Below are 22,130 nucleotides of genomic sequence, written 5' to 3'. Positions count from 1 at the left end.
CGGATATGATAAAGGCGAGCTTGGCACTGATTAATGTGAGGGGTTTTGGTGGCATGACACATCCTTAAAATGCCAGTAAATACTGGCACTAAATTGGGTTTGATTTTAATTTTAATGGTAGGGGTATGATTAAATTGATTTGCTAGTGAAGCAACTTATTACTTGCTCAGTAAGTTATCGGTCTTAGCTGCCATGACAAAATCATTACGATGCAAACCCTTGATACTATGCGACCACCAAGTGACCGTAGCCTTACCCCACTCTACCAATATACCCGGATGATGCCCTTCTGCTTCAGCGATTTCTGCCAGTTGATTAGCAAATGCCATCGCTGAGACGAAGTTTTTAAATTTATACTGACGCTGCAATTGCTTAATACCATCCACCTCGATTAGTGACCAATCAGGAATTTGCGGTAATAGTTCTTGTGCTTCGGCTTCATCGACTTTCGGTGCGCCAATGCGGCAAGCTTCGCAGCTGTTTTGTGATAATGCTGTCATAATAAAATCCTTTTATAGTGGCTGTTTTCGATGTCTGTTTTGATAGCTATTTTTTAATACTTGTACGTCCATGTTGATATATCTGTATTGCTATATCAATACTTCGTACTGAAGCGATGGTTTTTATGTTTAATTTTGAATTGCCATTTTAACGAGTTTTTTCTGGATAGGTCGGCTCGAATAGTCCAAGCGACATAGCTTTTTTGACCGCACCCATAATGTCACTATTGACGATATCAAATAAGGTATCTAATTCATCGATAACATAGTAGATCGGCTGTATCTGATCAATACGATAAGGTGTACGCAATACATCAAGCAAATCAAACGCTCGGTGCTCAGGTTGAGACTGAGGTTGAGATTGCGGCTTATTTTGAGCGATTGAAAGCTCTTGCGGCGTCCGATCAAGTGCGTAGATTGTTTCAGAAGGTGAGCTTAATATACCGCCGCCATAGATTCTACGATTTTCTACGCGACTGCCGACCAATCCAAACTCAATGGTAAACCAATACAGTCGTGCTAAAAACCAGCGCTCCTCTTTCGTCGCGCTAAGGCCAAGCTTACCATACGTTTCATTGAAGGCTGCAAACGCAGGATGGGTCAATAGCGGACAATGCCCAACGATTTCATGAAAAATATCAGGCTCTTCAATATACTCCATATCATCAAATCGACGAATAAACGTCGCCACAGGAAAGGACTTATTGGCGAGCAGTTTAAAAAATTTACCGAAGCTGATTAATGCAGGCACAGCAGCAGTTTGCCAACCTGTGGTCGCTTGCAATACCTCATCGATATCGTGCAACTGTGGGATATGCGTCGTCGGTAAATTTAACTTGGTCAAACCCTCTAGATATGCATTACACGCACGATTGGGTGTTTGCTCTGCTTGACGTGCCAGCAGTGCTTGCCACATCGCATGCTCATCATCACTATAGTGAATATGACCATTACTATCTGGCTGGTGTGAGATATAGGGCTGTTTTTTATTTGTCACATTAGAGTGACTGGACGCATCGTTGCTTTGCTTATTATTAGTAGCAACGCTATTGGTACCGATGGCAGTATTAAGAGAATCTATCTGTGATAGGCGTTCCATGCCTGTATTCCTTTTATCGCAATGAGAGCATTACCTTTGCAGTCGTGCTTGTAGGTAACGCACCTATTAAGGACAACACAAACTCCTTTTGTCTTGTCCAATTGTTAGATGTGGTCTAAGCGTTAGATAATATTATAGGGTTTCAGTCTCTGGCTGACCGACTGTGCCGCGACGTACTTGGTCGCGCTCTATCGACTCAAACAACGCTTTAAAGTTACCTTCACCAAAGCCGTCTGCATAATCGCCTTTACGCTGAATAAACTCAAAGAACACTGGGCTACCCAAGATGGTTTCAGAGAAAATCTGTAGTAGCAGACGCGGTGCACCGCCTTCTGTCGTGCCGTCTAACAAGATACCGCGCGTTTGCAAGTCGGCGACATTTTCACCATGGTTCGGTAAGCGCTCGCTCAGCATTTCATAGTAGGCAGCATTTGGTGCGGTCATGAGTGGAATACCAGCCGCTTTTAGCTTGTCGATGCTGGCAAACAAGTCATCACTGGCTAGCGCAATATGCTGAATACCTTCGCCATTGAAGTGCATTAGGTACTCTTCGATTTGACCACCACCCTGTTTGGCTTCTTCATTCAGTGGAATACGGATTTTGCCATCGGGTGCAGTCATGGCTTTACTGGTTAGTCCCGTGTACTCACCTTTGATATCAAAGTAGCGAATCTCGCGGAAATTAAAGATACGCTCATAGAATTTTGCCCAGTACGCCATGCGTCCGCGATAGACGTTGTGCGTTAGATGATCGATAACTTTGAAGCCATAGCCGATAGGGTTTCTGTCGATATCTGCAAAGAATTCAAAGTCGACATCATAGATAGATTCGCCATCTTTATAACGGTCAATCAAATAGATTAGTGAGCCACCAATGCCTTTGATAGCAGGCAACCTAAGCTCCATCACCCCAGTTGGTACATCTACTGGCTGCGCGCCCATTTCTATCGCACGCTCATATGCTTTTTTGGCATCTTTTACCCGAAAGCCCATGCTACAAGCACCAGCGCCATGCTCTTCAACGAAGTAACTGGCTTGGCTTTTTGGCTCACGGTTTAGGATAAGGTTGATATCACCTTGACGATATAGAGCAACGTCTTTCGAACGATGATTGGCGACATGGGCAAAACCAAGCTGCTTAAACAATGCGTCGACTGCATCAGGTTGCGGAGAGGCGAACTCGACAAAATCAAATCCATTTAGTCCCATTGGGTTGTCAAATAAATCTGCCATTGTAATTATCCTTAATTTCAATTGGTAATAGAAAATCGATGAGTAGTAAAAGTTGGTTATTAGCGAAAGTCTATAAAACGATTAATAATCAATCTTTATTGTTGACGTTGTATTTATATTAGATTAGCTTTATTTATAAGACTAATTGTTTTTTATGATTTATTTATCAGGTTTACTTATGAATATAAGCATTCGCCAATTGACCGCATTTATCAAAGTCGCTGACAACGGCAGCTTTACTCGTGCCAGCGAACAGATGTATTTGACCCAATCTGCCGTCAGTGGATTGATTAAGGAATTAGAGACTGGCCTCGGTATCGTGCTGTTTGATCGAACCACTCGCCAGTTGTCTCTGTCAGCAGTAGGACGGCATCTACTACCACAAGCGCGGCGTATCTTGAATGAGATGCAGCTGTTTGAAAATGAAGCAAGTAGCTTGACCAGCTTGGCCCAAGGTCAGGTGCGCTTGGCGGTATCACAGTTTGCAGCATCATCCCTACCTGCCGTCATCGCCCAATTTGCCAAAGAATACCCAAATATCGGCGTCTCACTATTGGACTGCTCAGCCGAAAATTTACTTAAGCATATTCAAGATATCGAAGTCGATTTAGGCGTTGGCACCGAGCTTGGTTTTATAGAAACTGATGATGACATCAGGGCTGACTTGTTATATCAGCTACCATTTTGCGTGGTTATGCCAGATAATCATGCACTGGCACAAAGAGACGAAATTACTTGGCAAGATTTATTAGAAACGCCGCTGATTACTTTACAAGGTCCGTTCCTAGATCAAGTAACCGCAGAGCTCGACGACTCTATCTCCGCTCACGTTCAACAAGCTCGATACAAGGTGAATTTTATGTCCACCGCGCTTGAGATGACACGCCAAGGCTTTGGTATTACGCTGTGTCTGCCCTACATGCCTGAAGTTATTGATTGGGTCAGCGCCAATGGTCTGCTGATGCGTCCACTCACTCAACCAGTCAAAATGCGGCAATTCTTTATTTATCAACGTGCTTCACGGGCGCTCTCTCCGGCGACAATTGCTTTTAAGCAGTTTTTGCAAACCTATTTTGCGACTCATTATAACGACCTACATCACTCTGAATCGTCGTCTAGCGAATGACGTATAGCATGTCAAATGCGCTTGATAGACGGATAAACAATCTATTTGGCTATTTATTTTATTAATTGCCGCATATAACCCACTCTCGTGTTGAGTTCAGCCGCGATTTGCTCTATGATTTTCGGCTGCTCGATTTATATTTTTATAAGGAAATGGCATGTTTGAACGTATCGATTATTACGCTGGTGATCCAATTTTAGGTCTTATGGAAAAATACTCAGCAGATAGCAATCCTAACAAGGTCAATTTAGGCATTGGTATTTATTATGATGAGAGTGGCGTATTGCCTGTACTCGACTGTGTAAAAACAGCCGAAGAGCGTATTGCTGATCCTATCGCACCGCGTCCATACTTGCCAATGGCAGGTCTACCAGGCCACCGTAAAGGCTGTCAGGAATTACTGTTTGGTAAAGACGCTCAGATTTTAAAGGACGGCTTGGTCGCTACTATCGCTACAATCGGTGGTTCTGGCGCGTTGAAAGTTGGTGCTGAATTTATTCATGACTGGTTCCCACAAGCTAAGTGCTATGTGAGCGATCCAACATGGGGCAACCATATCGCTATCTTTGAAGGCTCTGATGTAGAAGTCGGTAAATACCCGTACTACGACAAAGCCAGCAGCAGCATCAAATTTGATGAAATGATTGCGTTTTTTGAAACATTGAACAAAAACGACGTCATTTTGCTACACCCATGCTGCCATAACCCAACCGGTATGGATTTGACTCAAGCGCAATGGGACACTGTCCTCAACGTCGTGAAGGCGCGTGAGCTGATTCCATTCATGGACATCGCTTATCAAGGGTTTGGCGAAGACATGGACAGCGACGCTTACGCTATTCGTAAAGCGGTTGAGATGGGCTTGCCATTGTTTGTTAGCAACTCATTCTCTAAAAACTTGTCGCTATATGGCGAGCGCATCGGCGGCCTATCAGTCGTCTGCCCAACCGTAGACGAAACCGATCGCGTATTCGGTCAGCTAAACGCAACCGTACGCCGTATCTACTCAAGCCCGCCATCACATGGTGGACGCGTGGTCGATATCGTCATGAACGATGAAGCACTACATGAGCAGTGGGTTGGCGAAGTTTATGCGATGCGCGACCGTATCAAAGCCATGCGCCTAAAGTTAAAATCGGTATTAGAAGCCAAAATCCCGAACCGTAACTTTGACTACATCACTCGTCAAAACGGCATGTTTAGCTTTACTGGATTGACGCCTGAACAGGTCGAGCGCCTACAAAGCGAGTTTGGTATCTATATGGTCTCTAACTCACGTATGTGTGTGGCTGGCCTAAATACCAGCAACATCGACTATGTGGCCAATGCCATGGCAGACGTCTTAAAAGACTAATTAGTCCAAGTTACTTAACATGTTACTCAATATGTAACTTTATAAAAAATGAACGCGGATAAGAAAGGCTGAGCGACTGCTCGGCCTTTTTTTATGCCTAGCATTTAATCAAAATTATTTCGTCAAAACTATCTAGTCAGAACCGTTTAGTCAAAACACCAACAACAACTTTTCAAAGCAGCCTTTTAACAAAAGACATGGCACAAAAAACTTGCAATCCATATATCAATAAATTACATTATACGTAAGTGATTAATTATAACGTAATTCATAATTTATATTAGCAAGGAGCAAATCATGTCAACGACTGACAGCACCCTCATGTCTTTTATCGATATCGCTGCTGACTCTGACTTTTCTATTCACAATCTCCCTTATGGCATCTTTAGCGAGACCAAAGACGCTACTGGTGATAAAAATCGCCGTGCAGGCGTTGCCATCGGTAAGCATGTACTGGATCTATCTGTACTCGAAGCCGAAGGTCTATTAAGTTTGGAAGGTGGTCCTTATTTTAACCAATCCACGCTAAATTCTTTTATTGATTCTGGTCGAGACAAATGGACGCAGGCACGCACGACTATTCAAACACTGCTGTCTAGCGACAATGACACTCTACGCGACAATACAGACTTGCAAAAAAAGGCGCTGTTTAAGCAAGCAGACGTCACCATGCATTTGCCAGTGCAAGTACCGGGCTTTACAGATTTTTACTCATCGAAAGAGCACGCGACCAACGTCGGCACCATGTTCCGCGATCCAAACAACGCCCTACTGCCTAACTGGACCGAAATGCCAGTTGGCTATAACGGACGCGCCAGCACCGTTATCGTCAGTGGAACTGATATCGTACGTCCATCTGGTCAGCTAAAGCCTAGCCCTGATGAGCGTCCTATCTTCTCAGCCTGTAAGCGCTTGGATTTTGAGCTAGAGACTGCATTTGTCGTTGGCAAAGGCAATCATATCGGTCAGCCAATCGCCGTAGATAATGCCGCTGATCATATCTTTGGCATGGTGTTGCTCAATGACTGGTCAGCACGAGATATCCAAAAATGGGAATACGTGCCATTAGGTCCGTTTAATGCCAAAACTTTTGCCTCTGAGGTTTCTCCTTGGATTGTCACTATGGATGCATTGGCTCCGTTTAAAACAGCTTGCCCAACTCAAGAACCCAAGCCGCTTGCATATTTAAATGAAAAATCGAGCGACAACAGCTTTGATATCAATCTATCGGTTGAGTTACTGCCTGAAAATGCGGAAACAGCGACCGTCATTTGCGAGACCAATTTTAAATACATGTACTGGTCAATGGCACAGCAGCTTACCCACCACACCATCACTGGTTGCAAAGTTGAAGTCGGTGACATGATGGGCTCAGGGACGATTTCAGGGCCAACGCCTGACTCTTATGGCTCAATGCTAGAGATTGCTTGGAACGCTACCAAACCAGTCACGCTAAAAGGCGGTGAGACGCGCAGCTTTATCGAAGATGGTGACACGGTCATCATGAAAGGCTATAGCGAAAAAGACGGCATCCGTGTTGGCTTTGGCGAAGTGCGCGGCAAAGTACTGCCAGCGCTTAGCTTTGATTTTGACAAGTAGTATTTGGAAAGTAGTGACTGATAAATAGTATTTAAGAAATAACATAGACAGAGAAATAGCAAAATAGGCGTGAAAATTCTCATGCAGGCGGATAGGAAAACAAACGCATTCACCTACTCATAGTTATGTGAACAAAGCCAAATGAGTGACGCGCCTTATCAAAAGGAGTTTGATATGAGCTTTCAAATTGAGAAAATTCATCATGTGGCTTACCGCTGCAAAGATGCCAAAGAAACCGTCGAATGGTATAAAAAAAATCTAAACATGGATTTCATTTTAGCATTCGCAGAAGATCATGTGCCTTCGACCAAAGCCTTTGACCCTTATATGCACGTCTTTTTGGACGCTGGTAATGGCAATGTCTTAGCGTTCTTTGAAGTACCCAATCAACCTGAGATGGGCTTTGACCCGAATACCCCAAGCTGGGTGCAGCACTTAGCGCTAAAGGTTAAGGACCGTGACGAGCTAATTGTTGCCAAAGAGCATTTAGAAACTGCAGGCATCGATGTCATTGGCGTGACCAATCACGGCATCTTTCACTCGATTTACTTCTTTGATCCCAACGGTCATCGTCTCGAGCTGACCTATGATGATCCAACCTCAGAAGACAAAGTATCGATGATTACAGATGCCATCAAGCAAGACATGCTAGATGAGTGGTCTCGTACCAAGCGTGCTCCTGCACATACACAGTTTCTGCATAGTGATGAGCTGGCTGAAGCACGCGAAGTTGCTCCTGTCGGCGAGTAACTCTCCTGTCATTCTGTTTACTGCCTTTTTAAATGATCAGTTAATCATCGCTTTAAGCCTAAAAGTGATGATTAACGACACGCTCTAGGTAGCAAATGGTAGCGAACCATATCTAACCATCATGAAAGGACTCTATGATGAAAATAAGAACCCCTCTAGGAATACTCTTAGCCGCCTCGCTTGCGATGACTAGCTGCTCCAATAACGACCAAGCAGAAGGCGCGTCTACAGATGTAGGTGAAGTGACAACGTTGCGGTTCTCGCACTTCATGACTGCCACTGACAATATAAACACCGAAGCGTTAGAGCCATGGGCAAAGAAAATTGAAGCAGATTCAAAAGGTCGCTTAAAGGTTGAGATATACCCTTCTGCGACGCTCAGCAAACCAGGTGCTACCTATGACGCTACAGCTAAAGGTAGCGTAGATATTGGTATGCAAGCACAAGGATATACAGCAGGACGATTCCCTTTGACTCAAATCGTAGAGTTGCCAGGCATCACAAATACTGCACAGCAGCAGAGCTGTATACTTCATAAACTATATGACGAGGGTGTCATTAAAGACGAGTACGAAGACACTCACTTGCTAGCGCTGATAGGCACTGGACAAGGTGCACTTCATACGGTTGATAAACCGATTCGTACACCAGCTGATATGAAAGGTCTCCGTATTCGCCAACCGTCTGCGGTTGCGAGCCATATTATCGAAGCCACTGGTGCTGCACCTGTCGGTATGCCTGCCAGTGATACTTATACCTCTCTGCAGCGCGGTGTGATTGACGGGCTCAGCTTTACTTGGCAACCCATTCAAGCGTTTCGCCTTGATGAGCTGATCAATACGCACACCAATATTCCTTTTTATAACTCCACCTTTGTGATTAGCATGAATAAAGAAAAATATAACAGTTTGCCCGATGACCTCAAAAAAGTGATTGATGATAATTCAGGCGCAGCGCTGGCAGCACATATATCGGAAGTGTTTGATGTGAGTAATGCCAAAGCGATGGCCGCTGCCAAAGCAAAAGGCGATATCATGATCGATATCCCTGATCCGCTTAATGATTCAGATTGGAGAGGCCCATTAATGGAAGGCTCTCAACATTACCTTGATGAAGTGAATGCAACTGGCCTAGACGCTGACAACGTATACGAAAAAGCAAAAGCGGCCAGTAGCGGCTGTATGGTTTAGAGAATGAATTGAAGACACGCCCTAGCTTATAGCACTACATACTGGCTAGGCAATTTGATAACGCTGTGCTATCACCAGTATTTGCTTAACCACGTTATGTTGCTCACTCATAGGCAATTGCTCTGTTGTTCCAATGATAGTGATGGCATATTCTAGCGGTAAATCTTCACCAGCAATTTTGTCACTACTTGTGGATGGTGTAGCAGCACTATTGGCAAGCTGTGGCAATATAACAGGAATTGTAATGGCATTAATACCCATAAGCATATCGCCCGTCACTGTCGCATAGCCTTGAGTACGTATTTTAGCTTGTAGCTGGGTAAAGTGCTGCCACTTCTCGGCCATATCTGCGGCGGTATTACTCGTATGCCATTCAGCTGTGACCAACGGCTGGATGACGGCATCAGGTTGATAACTGGCAAATAACTGCCCTGTGGCCGATGTCGTCAGAGGCATACGTGAGCCAATGCGAGTGATGATACTAATCGGACTGTCTGGCTCAACGGACTGAATAATAATAGGGCCTTCGCTAAACCATTTGGCAATTTGCACACCGCAGTTTAAGGTGTCTTTGATGTCAGTAGCCACTTGCGTGAGACGTGCCAAAAGATTGTTTTGGTTGAGTTCCGTATGTCCTAGTGATGTCAATGCATTGACTCTATCGCCAAGCCCATAGCGCCCATCATCAAGCTTACGCGCATAGTTTTTGCGGATGAGACTGACCAAGTAACGATGGGATTTTGCTGGGTGCATTTGCATGGCTTCAGCGATATCTTTTAGCATCATAGGCTCATTACGGTCGATCAGCACATCGAGTATCGACAGCCCAATCTCAAGCGACTGAACCCCACTTTGGTTTTTACTGCTGATAGAACTGTCTACAAGGGTTTTGTCTGCTGGCATGATTTGCTCGATTCTGGTGTGCTTGGTTATTTTTTAATTTTGCTTGTTAATGGCTTGTTCAATAATGGCTTGCCCAATCAAATATCACTGAGATGCAGCCCCTACTTCATAATATTTATCTTTATAAAAACACATCAATATAAGGACATGAATCATGATGACACTTTATGGCTACTTTCGTAGTAGCACGTCTTACCGTACTCGTATCGCTATGAACCTAAAAGGTTTAGATTACGATGATATCACGATCAATCTGGCACAGGATGAACAGTTAGAGTCTGCCTTTAAAGCGATTAATCCACAAGGATTGGTGCCTGTCCTACAAACTGACGATTTATTATTATATCAAAGTCCAGCTATCTTGGAGTGGTTAGAAGAGGTCTACCCTGAGCACGCACTATTACCTAAAGATACTGCTGGGCGTATGCAGGTACGCGCGCTGAATGCCATGATTGGTTGCGACATCCACCCAATTAATAATCGTCGCATTTTACAGTACCTGCGTAATGAGCTGTCAGTAGACGAGGAAAATGTGATTGCATGGTGCAATCGCTGGATCAGTGAAGGTTTTGCTGCTTTAGAAACACGTTTAACGGCGGATAACAATCGCGGACAGTTCTGCTATGGGGACAGTCCTACTCTCGCAGATTGTTATTTGATTCCGCAAGTCTCTTCTGCTCGCCGCTTCAAAGTAGATTTAAGCGCTTATCCCAGTATCGTCGCCATTGATACTCATTGCCGTACACTAAAGGCATTTGCAGATGCGGATCCTATGATGCAACCTGATGCGCCGAAACGTGATGCCTAATTTAAGATAGTTTTTATAGGATACCTATCTTTATAGAATATTTATTTTCTCGGCCAAATATTAAGTGACTTAGAATTAACACTTAGTATTTGGTCGAGCTTTATTCTTCGCTATTCTTTACCCCTACCTATTTTCGCAGCTTAACTTCTAGCTTAATCGCTGAATTTAGCCTCATTGATTGTTATTTATTCAATTTTTAAAATATAATTTTTAATATATTTATATTAACGGTTGTATGGTGGGCAGCTGTTGGTTATTCTTTATATAAGCATTTGTCATCGCTCAAATTTGTACTTTATCAGCTGTAGAAAAAAGTACTGTCTTATTCATCACAATAAGGTTGAACAATATGAATGATATATCCTCAGCAGAGATAACCACCCTACCATCGGATGCAGCAAACAAGATTTATGCATCAGCAATCATGTTTAGAGATGAAACAGAAAGCGCTAGAAAAATTGCGCCCGTGGTAGTCAATAAACTTTCAGAATTTGCATTATTTAGAATGGGGCTGCCTAAATCGTTAGGAGGATGGGCAGGAAACCCAATAGAAACGCTCAAAACTTATGAGACGTTGGCCAGTGCTGAGGCATCCGTTGCTTGGATCGTTTGGAACAACCATTTGGCCTGTACATTCGGTCGATTTTTGGATGAATCCAGTATGAAAGAAGTATACAGCGACCCCTCTCATATTTATGCCAATTCCGCACGTCCTGAAGGCGTGGCCCAAACAGTAGATAATGGCTATATGGTATCAGGACAATGGACTCTCGTCTCTGGATGCCAATTGGCTGACTGGTTTGTGCTACGTTGCCTCATTATCTCCGAAGGCTCTCCTACAACCCTTGGCCCAGGTGCAAATTTAAAGCTATTCTTTATTCCCAAGAAAGATGTAAAAATCATTGATACGTGGGATGTGGGCGGTTTAAATGGCACAGGTAGCCACGATATAGTCGTCAAAGACGCTTTTGTCAAAGAGGCTTATGCAGTTGACTTCGATAGTCCTGTGGCTATCGATACTGCCTACAGTCGTCTGCCTATTGGTTGTATCAATGCTGCTGGCTGTGCTGCTATGGCGCTAGGCGTATTAAAAGCCGCTATGGATGACTTGGTTGATATGTGCCTTGAAAGAGTAACACCGGGTAAGAGTCCAGATCTACGTGACCGTGCAACGGTACAGGCTACCATTGCTAAGAGCAAAACAATACTGGCATCAAAACGCACCCAACTGCATCATAGTGTAGATATATTGTGGGAAGAATCTCAGCGAAAAAACACCTTTACTGATATACAGCTTGCAGATGTATGGGCAGCATCTTGTGAAGCCGCAAGAGAAGTTCGTGACATGGTATCTGAAATTTACGCAGTCGCAGGCACAGCCTCCCTATATAAAAAGCATAAGATAGAAAGGGCGCATAGAGATATTCATGCGATTTTGCAGCATGGCATTATTCAACCTCACTGGATGAATCAAGCAGGTATGGCTTATGTTGGACTGACACCGAATGGCGCAATGTTCAGAATATAGAAGCCCTTAATTAGGAATAATAAGCGCTTGTAAGATACAACCTACAAGCGCTTATTCTGATTTATCGATAGCTTTATTACTTTAATTGTTTATCTTTAAGCCGTAAAAAAGCAAGACATTGGATGTCTTGCTTTTTTATAATCTATCGATAACTACAATTGAAAGGCTTTGTTAGTCAAAATGGAAGCCTGCACCCACTGCACCGCCTACGTTACCTTGAGTATCTGCTGTACCATTTACCTTGATGACCCAGCGACCGTCATTAGATAACTTAGAGAAACCAATTGCTACAGCACTCTCTCCATTATAGGTACCGACACCGCCACCGATCAATGACTTACCTGCGATATAGGCCTGAGGCATTGCCGACATTGCCATCGCAGCTGAGATACCTGCATTTGCATCGTCTTCTACTTCGTCGATTTTGTAGCCAAGATCGCTCATATTGTTATTGAGTCGACTATCAAGCGCGCTAAGCTGACTATAATTGACGGCGTCTGTTGCTTCGACCCCATCGGCGACACCAGTCATACGTTGGTTACCAGCATATAGACCTTGAGACGTCATACTTGGCCCATCTTGCATACTGATGCCCTCACTATTGATAACCGTTGTCCCAACTGTGACACTATCAACGCTGATATTATCGTTTAGATCAAACTTAATACTACTACCATCTGCTGTGGTGGTAATGTTATTGCCACCAGTGAAGCTTAGGACGCTATCATCGCCAATTGGTTTATTGATATTAGCGCCACTGTCTGCGCCAAAATTGAGTCCAGCATCTAGTTTATCCGTATTGGTTTCGATATTCGTGGTATTGGTCGTGATATTGCTGGTATTCGTAGCAATATTTGTCGTATTGGTCGCGATATTGGTTGTATTAGTGGTAATGCTCTCTGTATTAATTTGAACATTTTCACTAATTTCAATTGTACCTTGTCTGATAGAAGCAATCGCACCATCAATATTGCTTTCACCTGTTCCACCAATGTTACTGTTGGTAAAAGTACCATCTTCGGCATTGTAAACAGTGTCACCACCGATAATACTGCTGATACCAGTGCCTTGGGCATAAAGCTGACCACCATTTATGGCGTCCTGACTTGTCGCCGAAACTTCGCCATTTTGAACGTTGGTAATTTTGGTATTAGCGGCATCAATACCACTTCTCGTGATGCTTGGGCCACCTGCAATGGTCAGTCCATCGTCATTCATAACCGTACCACCAGTGGTTACGCTATTCAAAGTAATATCTGGGTTCAAATCAAAGCTAATGTCATTAGCATTGGTAGGGATGGCTGCAGCTTGCAATGATGGACTACTATCGAAAGCAGCCACATCACTCACTGATTTCCTAGATACCTTGATATTACCGTCTTTACTACTGAGGTCGACGGCATCTCCTTGTTTTACCATCGTAGCGATATCACCTTGAGCGGTGATGCCCCAACCTTGATCCAAGGCAATGGCGACATCTTTTAACTGCCCAACATTGACAGCATCCGTATTTAGCACACCTTCCCCAACGTTGCGAATGGTGTTGCCTCCATTGTCTAGACCACGGCTACTCAATGAGACCTGCGAAACCATTCTATTCACGCCATTTCCGACGAAGGTAAAGCCTGCATCACTCATGATGCTATTGCCTATCTGTATACTGCCATCATCTCCGAGGTCTAACTGATTATTCAGTTTCACTTGGACGCCAGTCGCAGAAGCGACAGTAGTCAGATTGTTATCTCCTGTGACATTGATGGTATCGCCTAGCGAAAATTGCTGATCATTGGCACTATTGCCGTCACCAATTTTGATGCCTTTAGCGATTTCATCATTAGTCATAGTGAGCTGTGCAAAGTTTACGGCATCGGTTGGGGCAATTCCCTTATCAACTTTGATAATTCTATTATTACCATTATCAAGACCTTCGTTGCTTAACGTAATGGTCTGATTAGGACCATCAGTGATGGTGACGCCTGCATTGTTAAGCACCGTGCTTTCCATTCTCACGCTACCGTTTTTACCAAGCATGACATCTTCAGCCAATCTAACATTTAGATTGCCCTCTTCATCAGCGATCACACCGATATTGTTCTCAGTTAACTCTGTCGCGCCTCCTTGGAGTGTCAACGTTTGACCCAACTTGCGATTGACGACAACGGTTGTATCATCTCCTGTAAAGTTCAGTCCTAGGTCCACTGTATTGTTAGTTGCATTTAATTGTCTAACATTGACAGCATCAGTATCTGCATCACCATCATCTACATTGATGATTCTGTTGCCGCCATTATCAAGACCTTCACCACTCACACGAACTGTACTATCAGCAAAGCTAGCACTAGTGAAAGTGACATCCTCTGCTGTAGCGACTTTAATACCACCATCCTCAGCAGTGAGAACAATGTTATCTCCTGTTAGGAAATTAGCCGTATTGTCCGTTTGGTTAAGCGTTTTAACGTCAACGCCATCTATTTGAGCAACAATGGTCTGCATGGCGCTGTCAGCTTTTACCAGACTGGCTTTACTATCAGCACTTAAGTCAACAGCGTAATCGGTGGTGTTAGTTGTATCATCTTTTTCACCTGCTGTGACTGTGACCGCTGCAGATCCTGCTGAAGCGGTCACACCATCTGCATTGACAGTATAGACATCTTGACCGTTACCACCTGTAGACTTCACAACACCTGCCACGTTAGTACCTGCGGCGACCTCTGTTTTAGCGGCAGCGGAGGCACTGCTGAGCTGACTGACATTGACAGCATCATTTGGGTCTTCACCGTTATCAACATTGATAATCTTTTTGTTGGCAGCATTGATACCACCAGATTTTGTTACGCTTGGACCACCAATAATATTGAGACCATTACTAGATAGAAGAGTTTTAGAAAATGGCGTTGATACAGCGACGCCTAAACTACTAACATTTGTGTTAACAAACCTATTCCCCGTTTCAACACCTAAACCATCAACGGTAGTACTAAGGTATGAGTTACCTGTTTTAAGACCAGAGCGATCAAGTGTCGTTGTATTACCAAGACCGAATGGAGAGCTTGAACCCATTTCTACACTACCATTATTACCTAGGTCTAAGTTGTTGTTGAGTTCGAACGAGACATCATTGTTGTTAGCTGTTTTGGAGACAGTGATATTGCTGTTTTTACTATTGAAGTCAACTGAGTCGCCAGGTTCTACCGTACTTGCGGTAGCACTATTACCTTGTGCACTAATATCCCAACCTCTATTAGCAGTTTCTGTCACGACGTTTAGCTGCCTGACGTTGACAGCGTCCATAGGCGCATCACCATCATCTACATTGATGATTCTGTTTCCGCCATTATCAAGACCTTCACTACTCAAACGAACTGTACTATTAGCAAAGCTGGCACTAGTGAAAGTGACATCCTCTTTTGTAGCGATTTTAATACCGCCATCCTCAGCACTAAGAACAATGTTATCTCCCGTTAGGAAGTTAGCCTTATTATCCGTTTTATTGAGCGTTTTGACATTAACGCCATCTATTTGGGCAATAATAGTCTGCATGGCACTGTCTGCTTTAACTAGACTGGCTTTACTATCGGCACTTAAGTCAACGGCATAATCGGTCGTGTTAGTCGCCTCATCTTTTTCACCTGCAGTAACTGTGACAGCTGCAGATCCTGCTGAGGTTTTAGCACCATTAGCATTAACAGTATAAACATCTTGTCCTGTGTCACTGTCGATTGAGAAATCAACACTAGAAACATTGGTTCCCTTTAAGACTTTGGTTCTGGCAGCGGCAGACGAGCTACTTAGCTGACTGACATTGACAGCATCATTTGGGTCTTCACCGTTATCAACATTGATAATCTTTTTGTTACCAGCGTTGATACCACCAGATTTTGTTACGCTTGGACCACCAATAATATTGAGACCATTACTAGATAGAAGAGTTTTAGAAAATGGCGTTGATACAGCGACGCCTAAACTACTAACATTTGTGTTAACAAACCTATTCCCCGTTTTAACACCTAAGCCATCAACGGTAGTACTAAGGTATGAGTTACCTGTTTTAAGACCAGAACGATCAAGTGTCGTTGTATCACCAAAACCGAATGGAGAGCTTGAGCCCATTTCTACACTACCGTTATTACCTAGGTCTAAATTATTGTTGAGTTCGAACGAGACATCATTATTAGTAGTGTCTTTAGAAACAGTGATATTGCTGTTTTTACTATTGAAGTCAACTGAGTCGCCAGGTTCTACCGTACTTGCGGTAGCACTATCACCTTGTGCGCTGATATCCCAGCCTCTATTGGCTGTTTCTGTAACCACTTTTAGCTGAGATACGTTCACTGCATCCGTATCTGCTGAACCACCTGCAACGTTAACGATACGACGTTCGCTTGCAACAGCGCCTACTGAGACGGTGCCGTTATTGGCATCAGCCGCAACATTGGTTAAGAAAGATGCACCGCTTTGTACAGCTGCAATAGAGTTTTGACCTAAAGCGACACTGTTTAGAGCATTTGCTCTAGAACCTTTACCTAGTGCAATACTACCTAACGCTTCAGCTCGTGCATCAAGACCAAGTGCAATGGTGTCTTGGGCAGTTGCTTTTGCTTCATAGCCTATCGCAACCGCACGACTTGCGGTTCCGTTTGTGGCTCTTTGACCTATCGCCACTGAATTAACACCCGCTTTGGCCTCCTGACCACCAGCAAAACCGTTGAACGAAGATCTTGCGCCTTCACCGATAACGGTTGCATTTGCGTTTGCAAATGCGCTCTCTCCAACAGCGGTTGCATTATTACCTTTTGCATTGGCATTCGAGCCAACGGCAAGAGCATCAGTACCTGTTACTGATGTGGTGTATGGCTGTGTACTGCTAGAACGAATAGGAAAATCAATGCCAGCAACGATAGTATCTAACGCTTTTAATTGAGATACGTTTACTGCGTCACTGTCTTGAGTACCTGCTGCGACATTTACAATTTGGCGAGTACCATTAGTAGAGCTACCAACAGAAACTGCACCAAGACCTGTACTATTAGTTGCCGTAATAGCTGCTTTGTCTATGACACTAGCACTTGATGGAGCAAAGCCAACCGCACCACCTGCAACGTTAGCCACAGATTGCGATCCTAGTGCCACACCATCTTGAGCATTAGACTGAGCGCCAGCACCTAGAGAGACAGAACCATCCTTGCTTGCTGATGCGCCAATACCGAATGCGGAAGCAGCAATACCTGCTGTACTAGATTGCACGCCAATAGCGGTAGACAAGTCTCCTGTAGATAGCGCCTTTGAGCCAATAGCTATGGAGGCTGCACCTGCAGCTTCAGTATTCCTATCATACTGTGTTGGTTCAACAAGATCTCGACCAGTGTAAGATCTAAACACCGTATTAACACTACCACTGTTTTGGCCAACATTAGCTGTGCCATCGGTGTTTGCTTCGGATGCAGCATTCAAATCGTCACCACCGATAGCAATAGAAGAGCTACCTTTTGAGACAACATTTGCACCAATAGCGATGGATTGTTCTCCTGATGCAGTCGTGTGCTGACCACTCTCGCCACTACCAATGGCTATCGTTTGGCTACCAGATGCACTGGCATTGCCACCCATAGCCATCGCATTGTAGCCTGTTGCACCATCATTGTTTTCGTTAGTTAACAACCCTGTGGCGCTGCTGTTTACACTGTAGTACTTGGTTTTGTTAGCCGCAACCGTACTGGCTAAGCTATGAAGCTGCGAGCCATTAACTGCATCTTTGCTCCCTACCATAACGTCGCCATCGGCTACATTAATGATTTTATTATTACCATTGTTTAGACCACTACTGCTCAAAGTGACACTATTGGCTGGATTTATGGCTGTAATCTTAATACCTGAATTGTCAACTAAAGTATCACCCGTTTTGAGACTGCCATCAGTCCCTAAGTCGATATTTTCATCAAGCTTTATCGTTAGCAACTTATCACGCCTATTGGCAGTCACGCTGATATTTTTGGTATTGGGATCGCCAGTGACCGTCTCTCCACCCTGCACCGTTAGTGTTTGATGAAAGAATGAGTTGGTATGTATTCTAGTTGTTGGATCGTCTCCAGCAAAGTAAGTACCCAATGCATTCGCCTGCATGCTAAAGCCAGCCGCTAGTAGCCCAAGCGCTATAGTGCTCAGACGTAACGTATGGATAACGGACAGGTTAGACGTTGTATTGATGGTAGCGTTAGAGCTAACACTCGATTTGGAAGATTTGCCACGTCCCTTCGCGTATTCACCAACGGCGGTAAAACAACTTAAGGCTTCATTCCAGATGACTTTATAGATGCGGTTCATGATGCGTACTCCCTTACAGACTTGTCAGATTTAAAAAATCAGAGATAAGATCTATGTCAGAGAGACGATGTGACAAAATAAAACGGGTTATAAGCTTATAATAACGAGACCTTGTTCAAATAATAGTTGTAGTAGTCTTTAAGGAATAAGACGTTCTGTTTTGTATAATCTTTATCACTCTCTGTATATATTAGTATTACCGAATATATACAGAGAGACAATGCCGTTCATCCGTGTTTTGATACCGTTCGTCAGTTATATTCATATAACCGAATATAATTACTTTTAATTTTTGTCTATTTATAATAAATTACGTCGGTTTTAAAAAGAGTCAGCTTTTATCTATTACTAAATATGCGCTTATACACATTAAAAATACATGATAAGCACATATTGGTTACATAAGTTATTTCTACATTATTTATCTTTTTATCTGCTAGGTAGCACTATTTGAACCACCAACCCTTGAATACCATCTTGCCGGTTATGAGCATTGATATATCCTTTATGCGCCATAACCACAGCATGAACAATGGCCAATCCAAGACCATAGCCGCCAGTATCACGATGCCGAGCAGTATCGAGCCGCACAAAGGGATGGAAAATACGTTCTAAGTCTTTTTCTGCGACACCGCCACCTTCGTCTGTTATATTAATTTGAACAGCTGGTGCCTTATTGTCCATTTGTATTGCCTTTATTTCAGCAATCACTGTCGAACCCGCTGCCGTGTGCATAAAAGCATTGCGAATGACATTTTCAAGTGCGCTATACAGCTGTTCAGCATTGCCTTGTACTGTCCAAAATCCTTCCAAATCATCCAACGCTGAGGCTTCAGGCGGTTGCCATTGCCAATGTACGTCTTTATGTTGAAACTCAAAGCAGACATCCTCTCCGATATTACTAATAATGTCAGATATATCGACTGCCTCACTCTCTAAGTTATCAACGGTATATTGCTGCATTTGCAGGGATTGAATATGAATGATTTGCTCAATTAGCTCATTCATTCGTGTAGATTCTTTATCGATACGGTCCAGATAACGATTGGCATTGGGCGCAAAGTCTCGAGTCAGCTCAGTCGCGACATCCAGACGAGCAAGCGGCGAACGCAGCTCATGTGAGATATCACTAAGCATTTGCTTACGTGCAAGCTCACTATCGACGAGCCTCGTTGATAGATGGGCAACGTCTTTGGCAAGTAGCCCCAACTCATCATCACCCATCTTAGACAGTTCTGGGTTGGCTTGATAATTACCATCAATCATACGGTGTACGGTATTTTGTACACGGCCAATTCGCTGGGTTAACGTACGACTGAGCCATATGCAGACCAATACACTAAAGATAACGATCAATAGCAAACGTATTGGGAAATTACCGTGCTGTATCTCTACCACGTCTGAAAAACGTAGGTGCGGACGCAACTGTATGATGATTGACTGACCATCAGGTAACTCAACAGACATATCGGCCAGTTCAGGACGAGTATCGATATCAGCCACTGCTGCGCTACTTGCCGTTCTTGGCTTTAGGAATTTTTGCCAAAAAGAAAGCTCATCTTTTGGTATCTCATTGTCGTGTTCACGCAGTCTATTGTCAGCATTACGACCTTCTACACCATAAACGTTATTCTCTACTCTAGGCGGTCTAGGCGACACCGGTCGCACCGGTTGTATCGGTTGTATCGCCCGATCCATTAGCTGCCGACCACTTTGCAGTTGTCCTTGCGTGCGCTCATCTTTGTCACGATAACGCGGGAATATGATAGCGCCCTGCTCATCATAGACTCTGATTTGATTCATCAACTGGCGGTCTTGACGATACATCTGCCTGACAGACTCTATATCACCAGCCCGTAGTGACGCGACCATCTCTTCACGCTTTATCAATAGACTATCGATTTGCACGTCCATACGAGAGGTCAGCTCTTTTTCAGCTAACCAGCGCTCTACCATGATAGACAATACAGAAGTAATTAAAATCGTCAATAATAGGCTCAGAAACAGACGCCAAAACAGAGTAATGCGCATCTTAAACTTAGGTGCTTTTTTGAGGGTCTGCTCAGAAGCTTTCATCGATATGTCCGTCATTACAGCACCAGTTGATAACCTTTACCACGCACCGCTTTTATTGGTTCATCGTGGAAAGGCTGAAGTTTTTTGCGTAAGCGAGATACGTGTACATCGAGGCTACGGTCAAATGGCTGCAACTCACGCTGCAAGACATTTTCTGACAACCATGCTTTACTTACCACCTCCCCTTTTTGTTTGAGCAAGGCCACGAGCAGATCAAACTCTGTACCAGTGACTTGCAGCGTCACCCCATCTATCTGGCAGGCACGTTGATTTTGATCGAGATGCAAACGACTTTCTGGCAACGGAGTATGCTCTGATACAGTCGTATTGGTACGTTTAATCACTGCATTGATACGCGCTAGCAGCTCTCTAGGGTTACAAGGTTTGGTAATATAATCATCAGCGCCAAGCTCTAGACCAATGATACGATCAATCTCTTCCCCTTTTGCCGTCAGCATAATGACTGGAATATCGATGATATTTGGTAATTGGCGCAGGACACTTAACCCATCTAGTTTTGGCATCATAATATCGAGTACGAGTAAATCATAAACCGTATCTTCGTGTGCTACTGCTTTGAGTCGTTGTATGACTGCTGCACCATCATGTACGCAGTCACAGCGAATGCCGTGATTGTCCAAGTACTCTTGCAATAACTGAGTTAACTCTTCATCGTCGTCGCCTATCAAGATGTTTGGCATGCTTCTCTCCTTTAATTTTTATTTATCTCTATTTACTCAATCCAATCACTCTATAATAATCATGACGCAATAAGTCCACGTACAAGTGTCATTTTGATATGGTTAGCAAAATTGCCGCCGTGGCATTTTTATTATCGTTAGACTGTAGTTAACCATATTATCAGGCAAGCACTTGCCAATTCACCAGAAACGTTACCTTTCTTAATACTTCATAAATGTTCGTAACCTTTAACTGTCGTAATATACTCCTATCAACAGCAAGTATTGCATTTCTAAGATGGCTGACCATAACGAGCGATAACGTTCAACAGATGGTACTTGCAAGATAAAAATTTAGTACTTATGAAATCAAACTCAATGTAATCAAGGATATTATGATGAAAAAATTATTATTAGGCTCAGTATTAGCAGCGTCTAGCATATTTACAGTAACGGCTTGCACCAGCGTTAACGCGACTACTGATACAACACCAACTGCACAAATGCAAAAGAACCACAAAGATGGCGCGATGAGAGGCCCAATGTCAAAACTGGATCTAACAGCGACACAGCAAGCGCAAATCAAAGCCATCATGCAAAACAAACGTGGCGATCGCACTGCTGACCGTGCAGAACATAAAGCAGAACGCGCGCAAATGGATCAGCAAATACAAGCACTGACCAATGCCAGCACTTTGAATACTGCTGCTTTAAACCGTCTGGCTGATCAAAGAGCGGCAAAAGAAAAGCAACGCTTTATCGAACGTGTACAAACACAACATGCTATCGCTCAAGTGTTGACTGCTGAGCAACGTGCAAAGATGGAACAAATGAAATCAGAGAGACAAGAAAAAGGTCGCAAGCACTCAAAAGAACGTAAAGGCCATGACAAACAGCATCAAGGTATGTAATAAGCCACTCCGGAAAAGTGTTATTTTACCTAGCTGTATACGTATAAAATGA

General features: G+C 43.6%; 15 protein-coding genes. 8 read left to right on the top strand and 7 right to left on the bottom strand.

Features of this window, described 5'->3' with window-relative positions; translation table 11 throughout:
* Nucleotides 1-158: 158 nt before the first annotated feature.
* The 3 genes from V6252_RS02555 to hppD all read right to left on the bottom strand — a co-directional run bounded on the left by V6252_RS02555 (nt 159) and on the right by hppD (nt 2,832).
* Nucleotides 159-500: a 4a-hydroxytetrahydrobiopterin dehydratase gene (locus V6252_RS02555; RefSeq protein WP_341609142.1), complete on the bottom strand. Its 342-nt coding sequence runs from the start codon at nt 498-500 to the stop codon at nt 159-161.
* A gap of 148 nt (nt 501-648) precedes the next feature.
* Complete coding sequence (gene phhA, locus V6252_RS02550) at nt 649-1,599, bottom strand: phenylalanine 4-monooxygenase (RefSeq protein WP_341609141.1); 951 nt, start codon at nt 1,597-1,599, stop codon at nt 649-651.
* Between the two features lie 132 nt (nt 1,600-1,731).
* Entirely contained in the window at nt 1,732-2,832 is a 1,101-nt protein-coding gene (gene hppD / locus V6252_RS02545) for a 4-hydroxyphenylpyruvate dioxygenase (protein WP_341609140.1), read from the bottom strand.
* 178 nt (nt 2,833-3,010) lie between these two features.
* Here hppD and V6252_RS02540 point away from each other — a divergent pair, with 178 nt between their 5' ends.
* The 5 genes from V6252_RS02540 (at nt 3,011) to V6252_RS02520 (ending at nt 8,851) form a co-directional block, all read left to right on the top strand.
* Nucleotides 3,011-3,958, top strand: coding sequence for a LysR family transcriptional regulator (locus V6252_RS02540; protein ID WP_341609139.1), 948 nt, complete (start codon nt 3,011-3,013; stop codon nt 3,956-3,958).
* Between the two features lie 157 nt (nt 3,959-4,115).
* Complete coding sequence (locus V6252_RS02535) at nt 4,116-5,312, top strand: amino acid aminotransferase (protein ID WP_341609138.1); 1,197 nt, start codon at nt 4,116-4,118, stop codon at nt 5,310-5,312.
* A 297-nt stretch (nt 5,313-5,609) separates the two neighbouring features.
* Nucleotides 5,610-6,911, top strand: coding sequence for a fumarylacetoacetase (fahA, locus tag V6252_RS02530; RefSeq protein WP_341609137.1), 1,302 nt, complete (start codon nt 5,610-5,612; stop codon nt 6,909-6,911).
* Nucleotides 6,912-7,085: 174 nt separating this feature from the next.
* A complete protein-coding gene (locus V6252_RS02525; protein WP_341609136.1) occupies nt 7,086-7,661 on the top strand; it encodes a VOC family protein in 576 nt (191 codons plus the stop codon).
* A 137-nt stretch (nt 7,662-7,798) separates the two neighbouring features.
* Nucleotides 7,799-8,851, top strand: a complete 1,053-nt coding sequence (locus tag V6252_RS02520; RefSeq protein ID WP_341609135.1) for a TRAP transporter substrate-binding protein — start codon at nt 7,799-7,801, stop codon at nt 8,849-8,851.
* 45 nt (nt 8,852-8,896) lie between these two features.
* Here V6252_RS02520 and V6252_RS02515 read toward each other — a convergent pair whose 3' ends face one another.
* Nucleotides 8,897-9,754, bottom strand: a complete 858-nt coding sequence (locus tag V6252_RS02515; protein ID WP_341609134.1) for an IclR family transcriptional regulator — start codon at nt 9,752-9,754, stop codon at nt 8,897-8,899.
* Between the two features lie 157 nt (nt 9,755-9,911).
* Here V6252_RS02515 and maiA point away from each other — a divergent pair, with 157 nt between their 5' ends.
* Both maiA and V6252_RS02505 read left to right on the top strand, forming a co-directional pair.
* A complete protein-coding gene (gene maiA / locus V6252_RS02510) occupies nt 9,912-10,562 on the top strand; it encodes a maleylacetoacetate isomerase (protein WP_341609159.1) in 651 nt (216 codons plus the stop codon).
* A gap of 349 nt (nt 10,563-10,911) precedes the next feature.
* Nucleotides 10,912-12,090, top strand: a complete 1,179-nt coding sequence (locus tag V6252_RS02505) for a hypothetical protein (RefSeq protein ID WP_341609133.1) — start codon at nt 10,912-10,914, stop codon at nt 12,088-12,090.
* 171 nt (nt 12,091-12,261) lie between these two features.
* Here V6252_RS02505 and V6252_RS02500 read toward each other — a convergent pair whose 3' ends face one another.
* From V6252_RS02500 to V6252_RS02490, 3 genes are all read right to left on the bottom strand, one after another.
* Nucleotides 12,262-18,411, bottom strand: coding sequence for a YadA-like family protein (locus V6252_RS02500; RefSeq protein WP_341609132.1), 6,150 nt, complete (start codon nt 18,409-18,411; stop codon nt 12,262-12,264).
* Nucleotides 18,412-18,840: 429 nt separating this feature from the next.
* Nucleotides 18,841-20,487 carry a sensor histidine kinase gene (locus tag V6252_RS02495; RefSeq protein ID WP_341609131.1) on the bottom strand — a complete coding sequence of 549 codons (1,647 nt, stop codon included), beginning with the start codon at nt 20,485-20,487 and terminating at the stop codon, nt 18,841-18,843.
* Between the two features lie 14 nt (nt 20,488-20,501).
* Nucleotides 20,502-21,188: a response regulator transcription factor gene (locus V6252_RS02490; RefSeq protein ID WP_341609130.1), complete on the bottom strand. Its 687-nt coding sequence runs from the start codon at nt 21,186-21,188 to the stop codon at nt 20,502-20,504.
* A 377-nt stretch (nt 21,189-21,565) separates the two neighbouring features.
* Between V6252_RS02490 and V6252_RS02485 the strand changes: the two genes are divergently transcribed.
* Complete coding sequence (locus V6252_RS02485; RefSeq protein WP_341609129.1) at nt 21,566-22,078, top strand: Spy/CpxP family protein refolding chaperone; 513 nt, start codon at nt 21,566-21,568, stop codon at nt 22,076-22,078.
* Nucleotides 22,079-22,130: the final 52 nt, after the last annotated feature.

It is taken from the genome of Psychrobacter proteolyticus (assembly GCF_038155145.1).
GTDB classification, from domain to species: Bacteria; Pseudomonadota; Gammaproteobacteria; order Pseudomonadales; family Moraxellaceae; genus Psychrobacter; species Psychrobacter proteolyticus_B.
Note: the sequence above shows the minus strand (reverse complement) of the source record. Positions and strands in the feature narration are given on the sequence as shown.

Bases quoted from the DNA above. Each gene is read 5' to 3' on its own strand.
- V6252_RS02555 (WP_341609142.1), bottom strand. From the start codon at position 500: ATGACAGCATTATCACAAAACAGCTGCGAAGCTTGCCGCATTGGCGCA.
- phhA (WP_341609141.1), bottom strand. From the start codon at position 1,599: ATGGAACGCCTATCACAGATAGATTCTCTTAATACTGCCATCGGTACC.
- hppD (WP_341609140.1), bottom strand. From the start codon at position 2,832: ATGGCAGATTTATTTGACAACCCAATGGGACTAAATGGATTTGATTTT.
- V6252_RS02540 (WP_341609139.1), top strand. From the start codon at position 3,011: ATGAATATAAGCATTCGCCAATTGACCGCATTTATCAAAGTCGCTGAC.
- V6252_RS02535 (WP_341609138.1), top strand. From the start codon at position 4,116: ATGTTTGAACGTATCGATTATTACGCTGGTGATCCAATTTTAGGTCTT.
- fahA (WP_341609137.1), top strand. From the start codon at position 5,610: ATGTCAACGACTGACAGCACCCTCATGTCTTTTATCGATATCGCTGCT.
- V6252_RS02525 (WP_341609136.1), top strand. From the start codon at position 7,086: ATGAGCTTTCAAATTGAGAAAATTCATCATGTGGCTTACCGCTGCAAA.
- V6252_RS02520 (WP_341609135.1), top strand. From the start codon at position 7,799: ATGAAAATAAGAACCCCTCTAGGAATACTCTTAGCCGCCTCGCTTGCG.
- V6252_RS02515 (WP_341609134.1), bottom strand. From the start codon at position 9,754: ATGCCAGCAGACAAAACCCTTGTAGACAGTTCTATCAGCAGTAAAAAC.
- maiA (WP_341609159.1), top strand. From the start codon at position 9,912: ATGACACTTTATGGCTACTTTCGTAGTAGCACGTCTTACCGTACTCGT.
- V6252_RS02505 (WP_341609133.1), top strand. From the start codon at position 10,912: ATGAATGATATATCCTCAGCAGAGATAACCACCCTACCATCGGATGCA.
- V6252_RS02500 (WP_341609132.1), bottom strand. From the start codon at position 18,411: ATGAACCGCATCTATAAAGTCATCTGGAATGAAGCCTTAAGTTGTTTT.
- V6252_RS02495 (WP_341609131.1), bottom strand. From the start codon at position 20,487: ATGAAAGCTTCTGAGCAGACCCTCAAAAAAGCACCTAAGTTTAAGATG.
- V6252_RS02490 (WP_341609130.1), bottom strand. From the start codon at position 21,188: ATGCCAAACATCTTGATAGGCGACGACGATGAAGAGTTAACTCAGTTA.
- V6252_RS02485 (WP_341609129.1), top strand. From the start codon at position 21,566: ATGAAAAAATTATTATTAGGCTCAGTATTAGCAGCGTCTAGCATATTT.